The 17567-nt window shown below is 74.8% G+C and carries 16 protein-coding genes and 1 pseudogene; 12 read left to right on the top strand and 5 right to left on the bottom strand.

Translation table 11 applies throughout. From position 1 onward, the window contains the following. The first annotated feature begins 69 nt into the window (after nt 1-69). The 5 genes from QQS16_RS30860 to QQS16_RS30840 all read left to right on the top strand — a co-directional run bounded on the left by QQS16_RS30860 (nt 70) and on the right by QQS16_RS30840 (nt 5210). The gene (locus QQS16_RS30860; RefSeq protein WP_286065327.1) at nt 70-1467 is read left to right on the top strand and encodes a PhoX family protein; all 1398 of its coding nucleotides are present in this window, start codon (nt 70-72) and stop codon (nt 1465-1467) included. A 100-nt stretch (nt 1468-1567) separates the two neighbouring features. Next, entirely contained in the window at nt 1568-2452 is an 885-nt protein-coding gene (locus QQS16_RS30855) for a PPK2 family polyphosphate kinase (RefSeq protein ID WP_286065326.1), read from the top strand. A gap of 68 nt (nt 2453-2520) precedes the next feature. Next, entirely contained in the window at nt 2521-4035 is a 1515-nt protein-coding gene (locus QQS16_RS30850) for an FAD-dependent oxidoreductase (protein ID WP_286065325.1), read from the top strand. Nucleotides 4036-4160: 125 nt separating this feature from the next. Continuing rightward, nucleotides 4161-5012 carry a polysaccharide deacetylase family protein gene (locus QQS16_RS30845; protein ID WP_286065324.1) on the top strand — a complete coding sequence of 284 codons (852 nt, stop codon included), beginning with the start codon at nt 4161-4163 and terminating at the stop codon, nt 5010-5012. An 18-nt stretch (nt 5013-5030) separates the two neighbouring features. Continuing rightward, nucleotides 5031-5210, top strand: coding sequence for a hypothetical protein (locus QQS16_RS30840; protein WP_286065323.1), 180 nt, complete (start codon nt 5031-5033; stop codon nt 5208-5210). On the opposite strand, the gene QQS16_RS30835 is transcribed toward QQS16_RS30840, so the two are convergent. Continuing rightward, the gene (locus QQS16_RS30835; RefSeq protein ID WP_286065322.1) at nt 5202-5873 is read right to left on the bottom strand and encodes an ABC transporter; all 672 of its coding nucleotides are present in this window, start codon (nt 5871-5873) and stop codon (nt 5202-5204) included. The genes QQS16_RS30840 and QQS16_RS30835 overlap by 9 nt on opposite strands. After that, entirely contained in the window at nt 5870-6733 is an 864-nt protein-coding gene (locus QQS16_RS30830; RefSeq protein WP_286065320.1) for an ABC transporter ATP-binding protein, read from the bottom strand. Before QQS16_RS30830 ends, QQS16_RS30835 begins: the two co-directional genes overlap by 4 nt. A gap of 95 nt (nt 6734-6828) precedes the next feature. Between QQS16_RS30830 and QQS16_RS30825 the strand changes: the two genes are divergently transcribed. The 4 genes and pseudogenes from QQS16_RS30825 to QQS16_RS30810 all read left to right on the top strand — a co-directional run. Beyond that, complete coding sequence (locus QQS16_RS30825; protein ID WP_286065319.1) at nt 6829-7545, top strand: aminoacyl-tRNA hydrolase; 717 nt, start codon at nt 6829-6831, stop codon at nt 7543-7545. Between the two features lie 524 nt (nt 7546-8069). Further along, nucleotides 8070-9461 carry an MbnB/TglH/ChrH family RiPP precursor modification enzyme gene (locus QQS16_RS30820; RefSeq protein ID WP_286065318.1) on the top strand — a complete coding sequence of 464 codons (1392 nt, stop codon included), beginning with the start codon at nt 8070-8072 and terminating at the stop codon, nt 9459-9461. A gap of 458 nt (nt 9462-9919) precedes the next feature. Then, entirely contained in the window at nt 9920-10693 is a 774-nt protein-coding gene (locus tag QQS16_RS30815; protein WP_286065317.1) for a TIGR04222 domain-containing membrane protein, read from the top strand. Between the two features lie 118 nt (nt 10694-10811). After that, nucleotides 10812-11228: pseudogene (locus QQS16_RS30810) on the top strand (alpha/beta hydrolase); the annotation flags it as partial. 104 nt (nt 11229-11332) lie between these two features. Here QQS16_RS30810 and hemQ read toward each other — a convergent pair. Then, on the bottom strand, nt 11333-12064 hold the full coding sequence (hemQ, locus tag QQS16_RS30805; protein ID WP_286065316.1) for a hydrogen peroxide-dependent heme synthase: 732 nt from the start codon (nt 12062-12064) through the stop codon (nt 11333-11335). 5 nt (nt 12065-12069) lie between these two features. After that, nucleotides 12070-13521: a protoporphyrinogen oxidase gene (gene hemG / locus QQS16_RS30800; protein WP_286065315.1), complete on the bottom strand. Its 1452-nt coding sequence runs from the start codon at nt 13519-13521 to the stop codon at nt 12070-12072. A gap of 159 nt (nt 13522-13680) precedes the next feature. Between hemG and QQS16_RS30795 the strand changes: the two genes are divergently transcribed. After that, complete coding sequence (locus tag QQS16_RS30795) at nt 13681-14673, top strand: DUF4349 domain-containing protein (protein ID WP_286065314.1); 993 nt, start codon at nt 13681-13683, stop codon at nt 14671-14673. A 103-nt stretch (nt 14674-14776) separates the two neighbouring features. Further along, entirely contained in the window at nt 14777-16174 is a 1398-nt protein-coding gene (locus QQS16_RS30790) for an FAD-dependent oxidoreductase (protein ID WP_286065313.1), read from the top strand. Between the two features lie 97 nt (nt 16175-16271). Here QQS16_RS30790 and QQS16_RS30785 read toward each other — a convergent pair whose 3' ends face one another. Further along, the gene (locus QQS16_RS30785) at nt 16272-16598 is read right to left on the bottom strand and encodes a hypothetical protein (RefSeq protein ID WP_286065312.1); all 327 of its coding nucleotides are present in this window, start codon (nt 16596-16598) and stop codon (nt 16272-16274) included. Nucleotides 16599-16723: 125 nt separating this feature from the next. Here QQS16_RS30785 and QQS16_RS30780 point away from each other — a divergent pair, with 125 nt between their 5' ends. Continuing rightward, the gene (locus QQS16_RS30780) at nt 16724-17542 is read left to right on the top strand and encodes a rhomboid family intramembrane serine protease (protein WP_286065311.1); all 819 of its coding nucleotides are present in this window, start codon (nt 16724-16726) and stop codon (nt 17540-17542) included. Nucleotides 17543-17567 lie beyond the last annotated feature (25 nt).

The raw sequence follows: 17567 nt of genomic DNA, 5'->3' as shown, positions 1-17567 counted from the left end.
GCATCCTCCGGCAGGTGGTAGACACGGCGGTCACAGGTTCCTGTCCGCCAGCAGGAAGGTCGTCGCCCCATGTCCGAAACCACCGAGTCCGCCGAGAACACCGCCTCCACCCGCCGTCAGGTGCTCGCCCGCACCGGCGCGCTGGGCGTCTCGATCGCCTTCGCCGGAAGCCTCTCCGACCTCTTCGCGGGCACCGCCGCCGCACAGCCCCTCGGGCACACCGGTTACGGCCCGCTGGTCCCCGATCCCGGGGGCCTGCTCGACCTGCCGAAGGGGTTCCGCTACAAGGTCCTCTCCCGCGAGGGCGATCCGCTGCGCTCCGGCGAGGGGGCGGTCCCCTCCAACCACGACGGGATGTCGGCCTTCGCGGGCAGACACGGCCGCGTCCACCTGGTCCGCAACCACGAGAACCGCGCCACCGCCGCGCTCCCCGTCCCGACGGTCGCGGGCCTCACCTACGACCCGGCGGGCAAGGGCGGTTGTACGGCCCTGACCCTCGACTCCCGTGGTGACGTGGTGTCGGAGCGGGTCGCGATCGCCGGCACGGCCGTCAACTGCGCGGGCGGGCCCACGCCGTGGAACACGTGGCTGACCTGTGAGGAGACCGAGGACAAGGCCGGCACCAACGGCTACACCAAGGACCACGGCTTCGTCTTCGAGGTCGACGCGGCCGACCCGCGCCGCTCCGGCGCCGTCCCGCTGACCGCGATGGGCCGCTTCCAGCACGAGGCGGTCGCCGTCGACCCGCGGCGCGGCATCGTCTACGAGACCGAGGACGCCTTCCTCAGGCCGTTCGGCCTCTTCTACCGCTTCCTGCCCGACAGGCCGCTGGGCGGCCCCGGTTCGCTGCGCGCGGGCGGCCGGCTCCAGGCGATGCGCGTGCCCGGCGTGCCCGACCTCTCCTCGATCCAGGAGACCGGCGCCTGCTTCGACCGGATCGAGTGGGTCGACGTACCGGACCCGCTCGCCGCCCAGACCCCCATCCGGCTCCAGGACTTCGGGCCGAAGGGCATCACCCACGCACAGAAGCTGGAAGGCTGCTACTGGGGCGGCGGGAGCGTCTACTTCGTGTCGTCGTTCGCCCGCAGCGCGGAGGGCTCGGCGGGCGACCACTACGGCCAGATCTGGCGCTACGACCCGTCGGCACGCCGCCTGACCCTGGTGGTCGTCTTCGGCCCGGACACCGACATCCAGCTCCCCGGCGAGTCCCCGGACAACATCTGTCTCGCCCCCAGCGGCGGCCTCATGGTCTGCGAGGACGGCAACGGAGCCCAGCACGTCTACGGTGTCACCCGGCGCGGCGAGGTCTACCCGATGGCCCGCAACCGGCAGGACATCGGCACCCCGCAGGAACCGGAGTGGGGCGAGTTCGCGGGCGTCACCTTCTCCCCGGACGGCCGGACGATGTACCTCAACTGCTACACGCCCGGGACGACCTTCGCGGTGACGGGACCGTGGCGCGGGTAGCAGCACCGGAGCTCGGGGCGACGCGGCGGCCGGGGCTGCCGTGTCGCGGCCCCGGCCACCGCGTCGCAGGATCGGGGAAGGTGACCGGAAGGGGTGCCCCGTGGGCCACAAGCGCTCGAAGACCCGCACTCGTGCGGGGACCGACCTGCGCGGGCTGCTGCGCGTGCCCGGCGGCGAGCCCGTCGACCTGAGCGGGTACGACACCCGCGCGGCGGCCGCCGGCCCCGTGGACAAGGCCGCGGGCCGGGCGGCCACCGCCGCGATCGGCGCGCACCTCACCGGGCTCCAGGAGCGCCTGTGGGCGGCGAGCACGGCCGGTGACCGGCGCCGGGTCCTGCTGGTGCTCCAGGGTATGGACACCAGCGGCAAGGGCGGCACGGTCAAGCACGTCGCCGGGTATCTCAACCCGTCCGGCTGCCGCGTCCGCGCGTTCCGGGCGCCGACCGCCGAGGAGCGCCGGCACTCCTTCCTGTGGCGCGTCGAGAAGGCCCTGCCGCACCCCGGCGAGCTGGGCGTCTTCGACCGCTCGCACTACGAGGACGTCCTGGTCGCCCGCGTCCGCGAACTCGCCCCGCCCGCCGAGATCGACCGCCGCTACGACCAGATCAACCGCTTCGAGCAGTCCCTGACCGGCGGCGGCGTCACCGTGATCAAGTGCTTCCTGCACCTGTCCTACGACGAGCAGCGCCGCCGTCTGCTCAGACGCCTGGACCGGCCGGACAAGCACTGGAAGTTCGACCCGTCCGACATCGACGACCGCGCGCTGTGGCCCGCGTACCAGGAGGCGTACGAGATCGCCCTGGAGCGCTGCTCCACGCCGGAGGCCCCCTGGTACCTGATCCCGGCCGACCGCAAGTGGTACCGGAACTGGGCGGTGAGCCGGCTGCTCCTGGAGCACCTCGGGGACCTGGACCCGCGCTACCCGAAGGCCGACTTCGACGTGGCCGAGAGCCGCCGGCGGCTGCTCGCGGACCGGCCCCGCTGACGAGTGCCGCCGACGGCTGCTCGGGGACCCGCCCCACTGAACCGGCCGCGACGGGGTACCCGGCCCGCATGACCCAGAATTCCCACGTCAGCGGCTCGTACTGGCTCCAGACCGCGCCCGGCCCGGACCGGCCCGCGCTGACGGACGACCTCACGGTGGACGTGGCCGTCATCGGCGCCGGAGTGGCCGGGCTGAGTACCGCGTGGGAGCTGACGCGGGCCGGGAAGAGCGTGGCGGTGCTGGAGGCCGACCGGGTCGCGGCCGGTGTCACCGGGCACACCACCGCCAAGGTGACCGCGCTGCACACCCTGGTCTACGACAAGCTGCGCCGCACCCGCGGTCCCGAGGGGGCGCGGCTGTACGCCCGCTCGCAGTCCGAGGCGATCGAGCGCGCCGCGTGGATCGCGGACGAGCTGGGCGTCGACTGCGACTGGGAACGCCGGAGCGCGTACACGTACGTCCGTGACGCGGGCCGGGTGGAGGAGCTGCGGGCCGAGGCGCGGGCCGCCCACGAGGCGGGGCTGCCGGCGTCGTTCGTCACGGAGACCGGGCTGCCGTTCCCCGTCGCGGGCGCGGTGAAGGTGACCGGGCAGGCGCAGTTCCATCCGCGCAAGTACCTGCTGGCGCTCGCCGACGACCTGCTGGCGCGGGGCGGTCAGGTGTACGAGCACACCACGGTCGTCGGCCTGGAGGAGGGCGAGCCGTGCCGGCTGACCACCGACACGGGCGTGACGGTGACCGCCCGGGACGTCGTGGTCGCCACGCACTACCCGGTCTTCGACCGGGCCCTGCTGTTCGCCCGCCTCTCCCCGCGCCGCGAGCTGGTCGTCGCCGGGACGATCGCCGCCGGCCGGGACCCCGACGGCATGTACATCACGCCGGACGAGGGCACCCGCTCGGTGCGTACCGCGCCGCACGGCGAGGACCGGCTGCTGGTCGTCACCGGGGAGCACTTCACGCCCGGCACCGGCAACACCCGGGCCCGCTTCCAGCACCTGTCCGACTGGGCCGCCGAGCACTTCCCGGACGTCACCCTCACCCACGCCTGGGCCACCCAGGACAACGACCCCACCGACACCGTGCCGCTCGTCGGCCCGTTCCACCCGGGCGCCCACCACACGTACGTGGCGACCGGTTTCGGCGGCTGGGGCATGAGCGGCGGGATGATGGCGGGCCGGCTGCTCACCGCCCAGATCACCGGCGGGACGTGCGAGTGGAGCGAGCTGTACGATCCGCGCCGGCTGCGTTCGGCCGTGCGCGAGGCCCCGTCGTTCCTGAAGACCCAGGCCGAGGTGGCCCGCCACTTCGTCGGCGACCGGCTGCGCCCCGCCCCGCCGGTCGAGTCCCTGCCGCCCGGTGAGGGCGCGGTCGTCCGCGTCGGCGGCGAGCGCCTCGCGGTGTACCGGGACGAGGCCGGCCAGCCGCACGCCGTCTCCGCGCGCTGCACCCACATGGGCTGCCTGGTCGCCTTCAACGCCGCCGAACGCGCCTGGGAGTGCCCCTGTCACGGCTCCCGCTTCGACACGGACGGCAAGGTGGTCCAGGGACCGGCGGTCCGGCCGCTGGAGCAGCGGGACATCTGAGCGGGACGCGGGTGCGGGGGCCGAGCGCCGGGACGTCCTGAGCGCGGCTGTGGCACGGCGCCGAGCGGGTGACCTCGCCGACGGGTCGGCACCCCCCGAAAAGCCGATCATCATACCTTCGTGTGGTGATCACTCCCGTACGCCGTGTCACCGTCGCCTGCGTCCTGAGCGCCACCCTCGCCGCCCTCGCCGGGTGCGGCACCGACCAGGCCCCGCGCCCCGCCCGTCCGGCTCCGTCCGCGCCCTCCGCCGTGCCGTCCCGGCCGCCCACGCTCGCCCCCGGCCCCGCCGGCCTGACCCCTGTCTTCGAGAACGGTCCCCGTACCCACGGCAGAACGGTGGCGCTCACCTTCGACGCCGACATGACCGCGGGCCAGGGCCGGCGCGCCGCGGCGGGCGAGCGGTTCGACAATCCGCGGCTGATCGCGGCCCTGCGGGCGCTGAAGGTGCCGGCCACGGTGTTCATTACCGGCCGGTGGGCCGAGCAGTACCCGGCGCAGGCCCGCTCCATCGGCCGGGACCCGCTCTTCGAGGTCGCCAACCACTCCTACAGCCACTACGCCTTCACCGACGACTGCTACGGGCTGCCGACCGTCCCCGAGGACGCGATGCGCGCGGACGTGGAGCGGGCGTACGCCGCCTTCCGCGAGGCCGGGGTGCCGGATCCGATGCCGTACTTCCGTTTCCCCGGCGGCTGCCACGACCGGCGGGCCCTGAGGGCGCTGACCCCGGCCGGTGTCACCGCCGTGCAGTGGGACGTGGTGAGCGGGGACGCGTTCGCGACGGACGCGGACGCGGTCGCCCGGCAGGTCCTGGAGGGGGTGCGGCCGGGTTCCGTGGTCGTCATGCACTGCACGACGAGCGCGGCCCCGACGACCGAGCGGGCGGTACGGACGATCGTCCCCGAGCTGCGCCGGCGGGGCTTCCGGTTCGTGAAGGTGTCCGAGCTGATCGGGGCCGCGGGCGATCGGCGCTGACCGTCCTACGCTGGAGACATGAGCGAGGACGACTACTGCCTGATCGACGCGACCCGGCCGCCCAGGGCCGACGGGCCGCCGTACGCGGAGTGCGTACTGTGCCGGAAGCCGACGGAGTACCCGGAGTCCTACAAGGGCATCACGCTGTGCCCGGTCTGCGAGTGGCAGGAGGCGCAGCGGACGGCGTGCTCAGGGTGACCGGCGCGAGGTGAGCGCGCAGGCCGCCGCCACGGCGCCCGCCGCGCACAGGACAGCCCCGGCGAGCGGCAGCAGCGGCGCCTCCACCGTCTCGGTCCGCGACCCGGCGACCAGCCCGCCCACCGCCGCCCGCGCCGGCGAACCGGACACCACCAACGCCATCAGGACGGCAAGCAGCAGCGCGGGAACCGCCCGCCCGGTCGAGCGCAGCAACGGCCAGGTGGTGAGCGCGCCGACGGCGGTGCCGAGCAGCGCGCAGGCCAGCGCGGCGAGCAGTCCGGCCGCGCCCGCCGGGAGCGGGGGCACGTAGGTCCGGTGGTCGGAGCTCGCCGGGTCACTGATCCACGTCACCAGGACGGTCGCGACGGTGCCGAGTGCCGTCGACGCCCCCAGTGCGACCAGCAGCCGGGCCAGATGCGCCCGCGCGGGCCCGGCCGCCGCGGCCACGCACCGGCCGGCCGCCGCCGGCTCGCCCGTGACGCAGATCCGCACCAGCCAGGCGGCGACGGGCAGCAGCGCGGCGGCCGTGAAGCCGAGCGAGTCCAGCACCGGCCCGCCGCCCTGGACGCCGACGCCCAGGACAGCGGCGTACAGGACGAGCGGCGGCAGCCAGCGCTGCGAGCGGGCGAGAAGGGCGGCCTGGTAGCGGAGGAGAGCGGTCATCGGCGGCTTCCGGCGTCGGGGTCCTGGGCGGGCCCGGCCACGCTCACCACGTGCCACGGCGGGCGGGCCGTGAGCAGCGCGCGGAGCACGCTGTCCGAGCGGGCGGCGGGAACGGTGAGACGGTACGTGCCCGGGGCGGTCTCCTCGGCGGACGTGCCGGGGACGGGGGGCGGCGCTGCGTCGGGCGGGCCCTGCGCCTCGATCACCACCTGCGGCCCGGACGGCGACGGCTGCGGCCCGGTTCGGCGGTCGACGGTCCCCGCGTGCACGCGGTACGTCACGTCGGCCACGCCCGCCAGGCGCCGCGGGTCGTGGTCGACGAACACCACGGCCCCACCGGCGGCGGTGCGTTCCGCGACGGCCCGCTCCAGTTCGGCCCGTGCCGCGGCGTCCAGGCCCGTCCAGGCCTCGTCGAGGACGAGCAGTTCGGGCTCGGCGAGCAGCGCCTGCGCGACGGCGACCTTCTGGCTGCCGCCCTTCGACAGCCGCGCCATCGGGGTACGGGCGTGGGCGGCGGCGCCCAGGCGGTCGAGCCAGGCGCCCGCGGCGCGTGCGGCGGCGGCGCGGCTCAGTCCGTGCACGGTCCCCAGGTGGGTGAGGTAGCCGGTGGGGGTGAAGGGGAGGGCCGACGGGAAGCGTTCGGGGACGTAGGCGGTGCGGGGGCGGCCGCTCACCCTGCCCTCCGTCGGGGCCTCCAGACGGGCGATCAGGCGCAGGAGAGTGGACTTGCCGATGCCGTTCCCGCCTTCCACGCGGGTGAGGGTGCCCGGCGCGAGGACGAGATCGACACCGCGCAGGATCCAGGGGCCGCGCGGGTGGTACCGGCGGCCCACGCCGTCCAGGCGGAGAGGGGGCTGCATGCGGACATCATGGCGCGGGGCGGGTGCGGTCCGGGTGTGTCCGCGGGAAGGAGCCGGACCTCGACCCGGAGCCGCTCCCCGTAGAGTTGGCTGTTGTGAGCCCTGATCCCACCTCCCCCGGCGACAGCCCCTTCCGGTCCGAACCCAGCACCCGTGATCACGCCCCGCAGTTCGTGCTGCCGCTGGTCGTCCGGATCGAGAAGGGCGCGCCCCCTGCCCGTACGGACGCCCTGGAGACCGCCGCCCGGGCCGTGCTCGTCCTGCTCGGTGACGAGCGGTCGGCCGGCGAGGGTGAGTGGGCGGAGGCCGTGCGGGACTGGCAGGACGCCCGGATCCGCAAGGTGGTGCGGCGGGCCCGCGGGGCCGAGTGGCGGCGGGCCGAGGCGCTGCCCGGCATCACGGTGGCGGGGAAGTCGGCGGAGGTACGCGTCTTCCCGCCCGTGCCGCTGGACGGCTGGCCCAAGGACCTGGCACGGCTCCAGGTGTCCGGGACCGACCTCGACGATCCCGAGCCGCCGGTCGACGCGGACCCCTCGGCGCCCGTGCTCTGGCTGAACCCGGACCTGGACATGTCGGCCGGCAAGGCGATGGCCCAGGCCGGTCACGCGGCCCAGCTCGCCTGGTGGGAGCTGTCGGACGAGGAACGGCGGGACTGGCGCGACGCGGGCCTCCCGCTCGCCGTGCGCACCGCCGGCCCCGGCCGCTGGGCCGAACTGACCACGAGCGGACTGCCGTTGGTGCGGGACGCCGGCTTCACCGAGATCGCCGCCGGGTCCTGCACGGTGGTCGCGGACCATCCGGCGCTGCGCTGATCCGCCCGCGCCGGGCGCGTCGGCCGGGGCGAACGGGCCACCGCGCCCGGCGTCCGGCACCGCGCCCGCGTGTTCGGTTTCGCCCGCGCGCGCGGCGGGGCGCTGTCGTCCGGCCGACCGCCGGGGCTCCGCGGCCGGCGCGGCGCGAGGGTGGCCCGCCGTGCAGCCATGCGGCCGTGCGAGCGGCCGGGCCGACTGCCTGGAGCCGAGGTTCCCCCGCACCGCGCCGGACGGCACGGCGTCGCACGCGGCCGCGTGACCTCGGCGGCTTCGCGCGTCCCGACGGGCTGTGAACGCCGCGGCCCTCGTCCGCGTATCTCCTGGCGCCGACCCGAGCGACATCACCGACCGCCGATGACGGACCACGGTCCGCTGTCGGCGGGCGCACACGGACCCGAAGCTCAAATGTTGCTCTGAACGTTCCCGCGGCGGGGTTCGGACGCGGATGCCGGGGCCATACCCCCGTCACGCGTCACGCCCGGGGAGGCGACACCGCACAGCCGGAGGAAGCCGAGGAGGGGACCATGGAGCGACTGGGGACAGGCATCGGGTGGCGGCCGGAGATCGCGGACGCCGTGGAACGCATGCCGGGCATCGACTGGGTCGAGGTCGTGGCCGAGAACGTGTGCCCCGGGCACCTCCCCGACTCCCTGCTGCGCCTGCGCGAACGCGGGGTCACGGTGGTCCCGCACGGCGTCTCCCTCGGCCTCGGCGGCGCGGACCGCCCCGACGGGGACCGGCTGACCGCCCTCGCCGAGCGGGCCGAGGCGCTGGGCTCACCGCTGGTCACCGAGCACATCGCGTTCGTCCGGGCCGGCGGCCCGCTGACCGCGTCCCCCCGCCTGGAGGCCGGCCACCTGCTGCCCGTGCCGCGCACCCGCGACGCCCTCGACGTGCTGTGCGAGAACGTCCGCGTCGCGCAGGACGCGCTGCCGGTGCCGCTGGCCGTGGAGAACATCGCCGCACTGATCTCCTGGCCCGGCGAGGAGATGACCGAGGGACAGTTCCTGTACGAACTGGCCGACCGCACCGGCGTACGGCTGCTCATCGACGTGGCGAACCTGCACACCAACCACGTCAACCGCGGCGAGGACCCGGCCGAGGCGCTCGCCGACCTGCCCCTGGAGGCCATCGCGTACGTCCATGTCGCGGGCGGCTTCGCACGCGACGGCGTCTGGCACGACAGCCACGCCCACCCGGTCCCCCGGCCGGTCCTCGACATCCTGACCGACCTCGCGTCCCGGGTCTCCCCGCCGGGTGTGCTGCTGGAACGCGACGAGAACTTCCCCGCCCCGGCCGAGCTGGAAGGGGAGCTGGGGGCGATCCGGGAGGCGCTGGAGAAGGGCGGCGCGAGAACCGCGGCGCCCTCGGGGACGCCGGCCCCCGCATCCCACGCCGACACGGACGCCGCTGTATCCGATCCCGCTGCGATTCCGGCTCCGGCTCACGCTGCGGCTCCGGCTCAGTCTGCGGTTCCGGCCGCGGTCGTGCCGGACGACGGCCTCACCCGTCAGCGTCTCGCCCTCGCGCAGACGGCCCTGCTGTCCGCGCTGGTCGCCGGCACACCCGTTCCCGAGGGCTTCGACCGGGTGCGGCTGGGCGTGCAGGCCCGGGCGCTCGCCGCCAAGCGGGCGGACGTCGTGGCCAAGGTCGCCCCCGAACTCCCGTCCGTCCTCGGCGCCGCCTACCGCCCGGCCTTCCTCGCCTACGCCCAAGGCCACCCGATGACGCGGGGCTACCGCCGGGACGCCCTCGACTTCGCCGAACAGGTCCTGCTGACCGGACGGGTGCAGGACGCGGGCGTGCGGCGGCAGTTGCGGCAGTGGTGGCTGGAGCGGTCGGGGCCGGCGCCGAGGTCGCAGCGCCCGGCGGTGCGGCTGGCGCGCGCCACGCGCCGGGTACTGCTGCGGCGTTGAGCGAGCCCGCGGTGAGCGCTGCGGTGGCGTCGAGCCCGCCCCGGCGGGTACCCCTGCGGGGCCGGGCCCGCCCAGCGGCGGAGAGCTGCGGGCGGCCGTGTCCCAGAGCCACCACGGCCCCCGTCCCGCCGTCCACTGTGCCGGGACTGACATCCTCCGCCCGCGACCCGCCGCCTCAGGCCGGGACATGGCGTCCGGCGGCGCTCCCCTGCTCACTGACTCACCGCCCCCGCCCTGCCCCACCCTGCCCTGCCCTGCCCGAGAGCCCACCCGGGTCCGGCGATCCCGGTGACGACCGAGCCGTCCGCCCCCAGGCGGCGTCCGGCCCGCCCGGGACGGCGCCCCGCACCTCCTGAACTCAGCCCCCGCCCACCGGAACGTCACATACCGACAACACTCCGTCCCGATGGTGAAGCAGGCATGGCGTCGCACGTACTCGGTCGCATAGAAAATTGCATATGTTCTGGGTCCTTCTTCTGCTGCTGGCCTGGGCCGCCGCCGGCACGGCGTGTACGCGGCTGTGCCTGGCCGCCGTACACGCGGCGGCCGTCGACGCGGACGCGGGCCGAAGACACGATCTGACGCTGTACGAGGCCGCCTTCCTGTCCGGCGGCCCCCGCCGGGTCGCCGACCTGACCCTCGTCTCCATGGCGCGCCAGCGGCGGCTGCTGCTCGCGCACACCGGCTGGGCGACCGTCGTCGACCCGCGCGGACGGGACGACATGGAACGGTCGGTGATAGGCGCCATCGGGCCCGAGGGTCAGTCGCCCATCGCCCCGGTGCGGGCCGCCGCGGCCACCGCGGACGCCGTGCACGGCATCGCCGACCGGCTGGTCAGCGCGGGGCTCGCCGTCCCCGACGGCGCCCGCGCGGGGGTCGCCGCCGGGGTCCGCCAGGTGCGGCTGGCCGCGGTGGCCGTCGTCGCGCTGGGCGCGGCCGCGCTGCTGACGCCCGCTCAGTCGGACATGCCGCGCACGCTGGTCGCCCTGTGGTTCGGGCTTCCCCTCGCGCTCATCCTCAGTTGTCTCGCCATCGCGCGGATCGAGGTGCACCCGTACTCCCGCTGGGCCTCCCCGGCCGGTCAGCGGCTGCTCGGCGCGCTGAACCGGCGGGTCGGCGGGGACGACCGTACGGATCTCACGTCCGTGGCCGTCCACGGCATCCGCGCGGTCGGCGAACCGGACCTGCGCGCGGCCTTCGCCCACAGTGAGCCGCAGTACTGGCGGGCCTAGCGGGCCCAAGGGGGCGCACGGGGGCATCGGGGCCGACACCGGGCAGGCGGTGCTTGTCTTCGCCGACGGGCGAACGAAACATCCCTTGGGTTGCTGCCGTGCACCGGAGGGATACGTGATGGGAGCCCCCGCCCTCTACTCGGCCGCCGGGTCCTTGCTCCTGACCGCGCTCACCGCCGCCCCCGCCGACGGCGCGCCCGCGGTCCCTGGCGCGGCCGAGCTGCGCGGCACGGCGGTGGCCGCCGCGCGCGCCCGGGCGACGGGCATCGACTTCGGCACGTGCCCGGCCGAGGAGGAACTGCCGGGCACCGTACGGTGCGGCACGGTGTCCGTGCCGCTCGACTACGCCCGCCCCGACGGCCGGCAGATCGAGCTGACCGTCAGCCGCGTGCGGGCCACCCGGAAGGACCCGCACGACAGCGAGCGCCGGGTGCCCCGGCAGGGCGCCCTGGTGTTCAACCCGGGCGGGCCGGGCGCGTCCGGCATGTACTTCCCGCTGATCGGCGTGGTCCCCGAGTGGAAGCGGCTGGAGGCGACCTCCCGGTGCGGCGCGCGGACCGCGCACCGCACCCCGAGCCGAAGCCGGTGCGGCCCGGCGACCGGGCCCCGAAGAGGCCGGCCGCCGCGCTCACCCGCTGATCAGGCCAGGCCCGCGACCAGCTCGGCCACGGACTTGCGGCGCCCGGTGTAGAAGGGCACCTCCTCGCGCACGTGCATCCGCGCCTCCGAGGCACGCAGGTGGCGCATGAGGTCGACGATGCGGTACAGCTCGTCGGCCTCGAAGGCGAGGATCCACTCGTAGTCGCCGAGGGAGAACGAGGCGACGGTGTTGGCGCGCACGTCCGGGAAGCCGCGGGCCATCTTGCCGTGGTCGGCGAGCATGCGGCGGCGGTCCTCGTCGGGCAGCAGGTACCAGTCGTAGGAGCGCACGAACGGGTAGACGCTGATGTAGTCGCGGGGCGTCTCGTCGGCGAGGAACGCCGGGACGTGCGAGCGGTTGAACTCGGCGGGACGGTGCAGCGCCATGTTCGACCACACCGGCGTGAGCGCGCGGCCCAGCCTGGTGCGGCGGAAGAGGTTGTACGCCTCCTGGAGCTGGTCGCTGGTCTCCGCGTGCCACCAGACCATGAGGTCGGCGTCGGCGCGCAGACCGGACACGTCGTAGGTGCCGCGGATCGTCACGTCCTTGGCGGCGAGCTGGTCGAACAGCTCCTGGACCTCGTCGGCGTACCCGGCGCGGTCCTCGGGCAGGACGTCCTTCAGCTTGAAGACCGACCAGAGGGTGTAGCGGATGACCTCGTTCAGGTCCTTGGCCAGCTTGCCCTTGTTCGGGATCCTGCCGGGCTCGGTGGTGGGGGCGTCGTCACTCATGGTCCTCATTCTCCCGCTCCGCCGTGCAGGCTGTGCACCGGGTTGGCGGTGAGCTCCCGCACCGCGCTCAGGTCGCCGACGATCTGGTCCGCCGCCGCGTACGCGCTCGCGACGCACGCCGGGATGCCGACGCCGTCGTACTGCGCGCCGCAGACCGCCAGCCCCGGAAGTCCGCCGACGTGTGCGCGGACGCGGGCCACGCGCGCGTGGTGGCCGACGGGGTACTGGGGCAGGCCGTCGGTCCAGCGGGTGACGCGGGTGTCGACCGGGACGGCGTCGAGTCCGGTGGCCTCCCGGAGGTCGTGGCGCGAGACGTCGACGAGTTCGGCGTCCTCGCGCTGGAGGATCTCCGTCTCGCCGTGCCGTCCGACGGAGGTGCGCAGGACCAGCAGGTCCGGGTTCTCGTCGGCGATCCAGCCCCACTTGCGGGAGGCGAAGGTGGACGCCTTGATGGTGCGTCCGTCCACGGGCGGCACGAGGAACCCGCTGCCCTCGGGGAGCGTGGCGTCGGTGCGGCGGTAGGCGAGGGTGACCAGGGCCATGGAGGCGTACTCGACGCCGTCGAGTTCGGCGGCGGCCCCGGGGGCCTCGGTGCGCAGGAGGGCGGCGGCGGCCGGGGCGGGGACGGCGACGACGACCGCGTCGGCGGACCGGACACGGTCACCGGCGACCACCCGCCAGGTGCCGGACGGCTCGCGGCGCAGTTCCGTCACCGGTGTGCCGGTCAGGATCTCGCCCCCGCGGGCCCGCACCGACGCGGCGACCGCGAGCGGAAGGGTGCCGACACCACCCTCGATGCCCATGAACACCGGGCCGGTCCGCTGGTCGGCCGCGGCCTTGGCCTGGATCTCGCGGACGGCCTCGGTCAGCGAGTCGTGGGTCCGCGCGGCCCGGAAGAGCTGCGGGACGGCCGAGCGCATCGAGATGCGGTACGCGTCGCCCGCGTAGACCCCGCCCAGCAGGGGTTCGACGAGGCGGTCGACGACCTCGCGGCCCAGGCGCGCCGCCACGTACTCCCCGACCGCCACGTCGTCCCCGACCTCCGTGCGGGGCAGGCCGGCGTCGCGTCCGATGCGGGCGAGGCCCTCCTCGGACAGGATGCCGGCCAGGGCGGCGGCGGTGCCGGGGACGCCCATCACATGGCCCTTGGGCATGGGGCGCAGGGCGCCGCGGGTCCACAGCGAGGCGGTCGCGGTGGCGGGCGGCCGGAGCAGGTCGCCCAGGCCCACCTCGCGGGCGAGGGCGACGGCCTCGGGGCGGCGGGCGAGCATCGACTCGGCACCGAGGTCGACGCGGGCGCCCGCGATCTCGCCGGGCAGCAGCTTGCCGCCGACGCGGTCGGAGGCCTCCAGCACCGTCACGTCCGCCCCGCGCTCCAGCAGCCGGTGGGCGGCGGCCAGCCCCGCGATCCCGGCTCCGACGACGACGACGACCCGACCCGCACCCGTTGCGCTCATGTCCCCACTTTCTCAGACCCCACCGACACTCCCGCCGAGGCCCCGGTGTCCCGCACGAGTCCTGACCGTGACCGCATCGGGACCGGAACGCCCCAACGTTCCGCCCCGGTCCCGCGTCGAAGGAGCGTCAGTCGTCACGACCCTCGGGGGTAGGCCCACATGCGCACACGACGTTCCGTACGACCCGGCCGGGCGCTGGCCGGGGTTCTGCTGGCCGCGACCGTCGCACTGACGGGCTGTAGCGGCGGCCTCGGCGGCAGCGACACCGATGCCGGCACCACGTCCGACAAAGCCGCCAGGGGTGGCGCGGAAGCGGCCCCCGGGGGCGCCGCGGACAGCGGCAGCGGGGCGGGCGGCGCACGGGCGACCGCGCCGCCCAAGGCCCACACCAGCCACATCATCCGCACCGCTTCACTGACCGTGCAGGTCAAGGACGTGCCGAAGGCTCTCGACGAGGCCCGCACGACCACCGAGAACGCGGGCGGCTACGTCGGCGACGAGTCCACCGACCGGGACGGCGAGGGCCACGAGCGGACCCGGGTCGTGCTGCGGGTGCCCGTCGACCGGTACGCGGACGTGCTCGCCGACCTCCAGGGCGCGGGCAAGCTCCTCGAACGCAAGGCGAAGGCGCAGGACGTCACCGACCAGGTCGTCGACGTGGACAGCCGGATCAGGTCGCAGCGCGCCAGCGTGGCGCGGGTGCGTGAGCTGATGGACCAGGCGACCAGGCTGAGCGACGTGGTGACGCTGGAGGGGGAGCTGAGCCGGCGGGAGTCCGACCTGGAGGCGCTGATGGCCCAGCAGGCGTCCCTGAAGGACCGCACCAGCCTCGCCACGATCACCCTGTCCCTGTCCGAGACGCCGGTGAAGAAGGCGGTGCCCGAGGACGAGGACCCCGGGTTCGTGGACGCGCTCGCGGGCGGCTGGGACGCGTTCGTGACGATGCTGCGCTGGCTCGCCGTGGTGATCGGCGCGGTGCTCCCGTTCGTCGCGGTGGCCGCGCTGATCGTCCTGGTGTGGCTGCGGATCGTCCGGCCCCGGCTGCCGCGCCGGCCGGCCACCGCGCCCGCGACGACGGCGCTGGGCCCGCTGCCGACGGCCCGGCCGGCACCCGACGCCACGCGCCCGCGCGAGGGCGGCGAGCAGAACTGAGCCCATCGGCGGGGCGCTGAACCCACCGGCGGGGCGCTGAACACCCTTCGACGGGACGCTGCCCGCCCGGAACCGAAAGGCGGCCCCCACGTAGCGTGTTCGCATGAGCATGAGCCGTGGGAAGCGTGGGGCGGAGCGTCTGGTCGTGGTCGGCGGCGACGCCGCGGGAATGTCCGCGGCGTCGCAGGCGCGCCGGCTGAAGGGCCCCGACGAGCTGGAGATCGTGGCGTTCGAGCGGAGTCACTTCGCCTCGTACTCGGCCTGCGGCATCCCGTACTGGGTGGGCGGTGACGTCTCCGGACCGGACGAGCTGATCGCCCGTACGCCCGAGGAGCACCGGGCCCGCGGCATCGACCTGCGGATGCGCACCGAGGTCACGCAGATCGACGTGGCCGGGGCGCGGGTACGCGCGCGTGCGCTCGATTCCGGCGCCGAGTCCTGGACGCCGTACGACCACCTGGTGATCGCGACCGGTGCCCGCCCGGTCCGTCCGGACCTGCCGGGCGTCGACGCGCCCGGTGTGCACGGCGTGCAGACGCTCGACGACGGCCAGGCGCTCCTGGACACGCTGGCGGACACCCGGGGCCGCCGCGCGGTGGTGGTCGGCGCGGGCTACATCGGTGTCGAGATGGCCGAGGCGCTCATCAAACGCGGCTACGAGGTGACGGTCGTCAACCGGGGCAGGGAACCGATGTCGACGCTCGACCCGGACATGGGCCGGCTGGTGCACGAGGCCATGGAGGGCCTGGGCATCACCATGGTGAACGACGCCGAGGTGACCGAACTGCTCACCGGCGACGACGGCCGCGTGCGGGCGGTGGTCACCCAGGACGCCGAGTATCCGGCGGACGTGGTGGTGCTCGGCATCGGTGTACGCCCGGACACCGCGCTCGCGTCGGCGGCGGGGCTGCCCCTGGGCGCCCACGGCGGCCTGTCGACGGACCTGGCGATGCGGGTGCGCGGGCACGAGAACATCTGGGCCGGCGGTGACTGTGTGGAGGTCCTCGACCTGGTCTCCGGCCAGGACCGGCACATCGCCCTCGGTACGCACGCCAACAAGCACGGCCAGATCATCGGCACGAACGTCGGCGGCGGCTACGCCACCTTCCCTGGCGTGGTCGGCACGGCCGTCAGCAAGGTGTGCGACCTGGAGATCGCCCGCACGGGGCTGCGGGAGAAGGACGCCCACCGGGTCGGCCTGCGCTTCGAAGCCGTCACCATCGAGTCCACCAGCCGCGCGGGCTACTACCCGAACGCCTCCACCATGACGGTGAAGATGCTCGCCGAGCGCCGCACGGGGCGGCTGCTCGGCGTGCAGATCGTGGGCCGCGAGGGCGCGGCCAAGCGTGTCGACGTCGCCGCCGTGGCCCTGACGGCCGGGATGACGGTCGAGCAGATGACAGCCCTGGACCTGGGCTACGCGCCCCCGTTCTCCCCCGTGTGGGACCCGGTGCTGGTGGCCGCCAGGAAGGCCGCGAAAGCAGTGGAACAGCCGGACTGACCAGGCGCGGGGCGGTAGCGGTGTGCGGCTCCCCGCCGCGTGGACGCGACCGGTCGCAAGGGCCCCGCGGTCCGCCTCGCGCTCCCGTCTGCCGGCGCTAAGCCGTCCCGTTGATCCTCTCGATGGCCTGCCGCGCCTGGTCCGCCGGGGGCCGCGGCGGCAGCGACGACACCGAGGCGCTGCTCGTCATCGTCACCGGCGGCGGCTGCTCCCCCGCCGGCTTCGCGTGCGCGGCGGGCCGCGCGGACCGCAGCCGGTGGCTCACCGCCTCGTCCAGCGTCACCGGCCGCTGCATCTGCGAGGCCAGCCGTCCGGCCTCCTGGCCCAGCCGCGCCACGTCCTCCCAGGGCAGCCGCAGGACCAGCGAGATCTCGGCTTCACCGTCGGGCAGAGCATGCATAGGAGGAGTAACTCGGTCGTTCATCGCCTGTTCCTCACGTCGTCCCCGCGACCCGCCTTCCCCGTGCCGCGGGCGGTTGAGGAGACATACGCACGGGCTGACGACGGCGTTCACCGATTCGCCGCCCGGATCGCGGGCACATCTACCGTGTGGTCATCCCCGTCCATGACGTGAATCCCGCGCGCCGCACCCCCGTGGTGACCTACGCGCTGGTCGGCGTGAACGTCCTCGTGTTCCTGTTCATGCCCGGACTGTCCGGTTCCGTGGCGGGCGACAGCAGCCTGGCCCAGCTGTGCCATCTCCAGGCGTTCCTGGACCAGTACGCGGCGGTGCCGCAGGAGTTGATCCACCATCGGATGCCGCGGCTCGTGCCCACGGGCGACGTCGGGGTGGGCGCGCAGGGACCGGGCTGTGTGGTCGGCCCGCCGGGCTACGACAAGTCGCCCGAACTGTCCGTCCTCACCGCGATGTTCCTGCACGGCGGCTGGCTGCACCTGCTGGGCAACATGCTGTTCCTGATGATCTTCGGCAACAACATCGAGGACCGCATGGGGCACGTGCGGTTCGCGCTGTTCTACCTGGTCTGCGGCTACGCGGCGTCCTACGGGTTCGCGCTCCTGAACGCCGACTCGGGCGACCCCCTGATCGGCGCGTCCGGGGCCATCGCGGGCGTCCTGGGCGCCTACCTGGTGCTGTACCCGAAGGCCAGGGTGTGGGTGCTCGTGCCGTTCCTGGTCTTCCTGCCGCTCAGGCTGCCGGCCTGGCTGGTGCTGGGCTTCTGGTTCGTGCTCCAGGCGCTGTACTCGTCCGGCGAGGGCGTGTCCGCCGCCGGCACGGTGGCGTACGCGGCGCACATCGTCGGCTTCCTCGCGGGCATGCTGCTGGCCTGGCCGCTCAAGCCGGGCACGCCTCCGCCGCCGGAGCCGCGCGGCCTGCTGTTCGGCAGGCGCGCGCGGCACGTCCGGTGAGCGGGGAAGGGAAACGGCCGCCCGG

It is taken from the genome of Streptomyces sp. ALI-76-A (genome assembly GCF_030287445.1).
In the GTDB taxonomy this organism is placed as follows: domain Bacteria; phylum Actinomycetota; class Actinomycetes; order Streptomycetales; family Streptomycetaceae; genus Streptomyces.
Note: the sequence above shows the minus strand (reverse complement) of the source record. Positions and strands in the feature narration are given on the sequence as shown.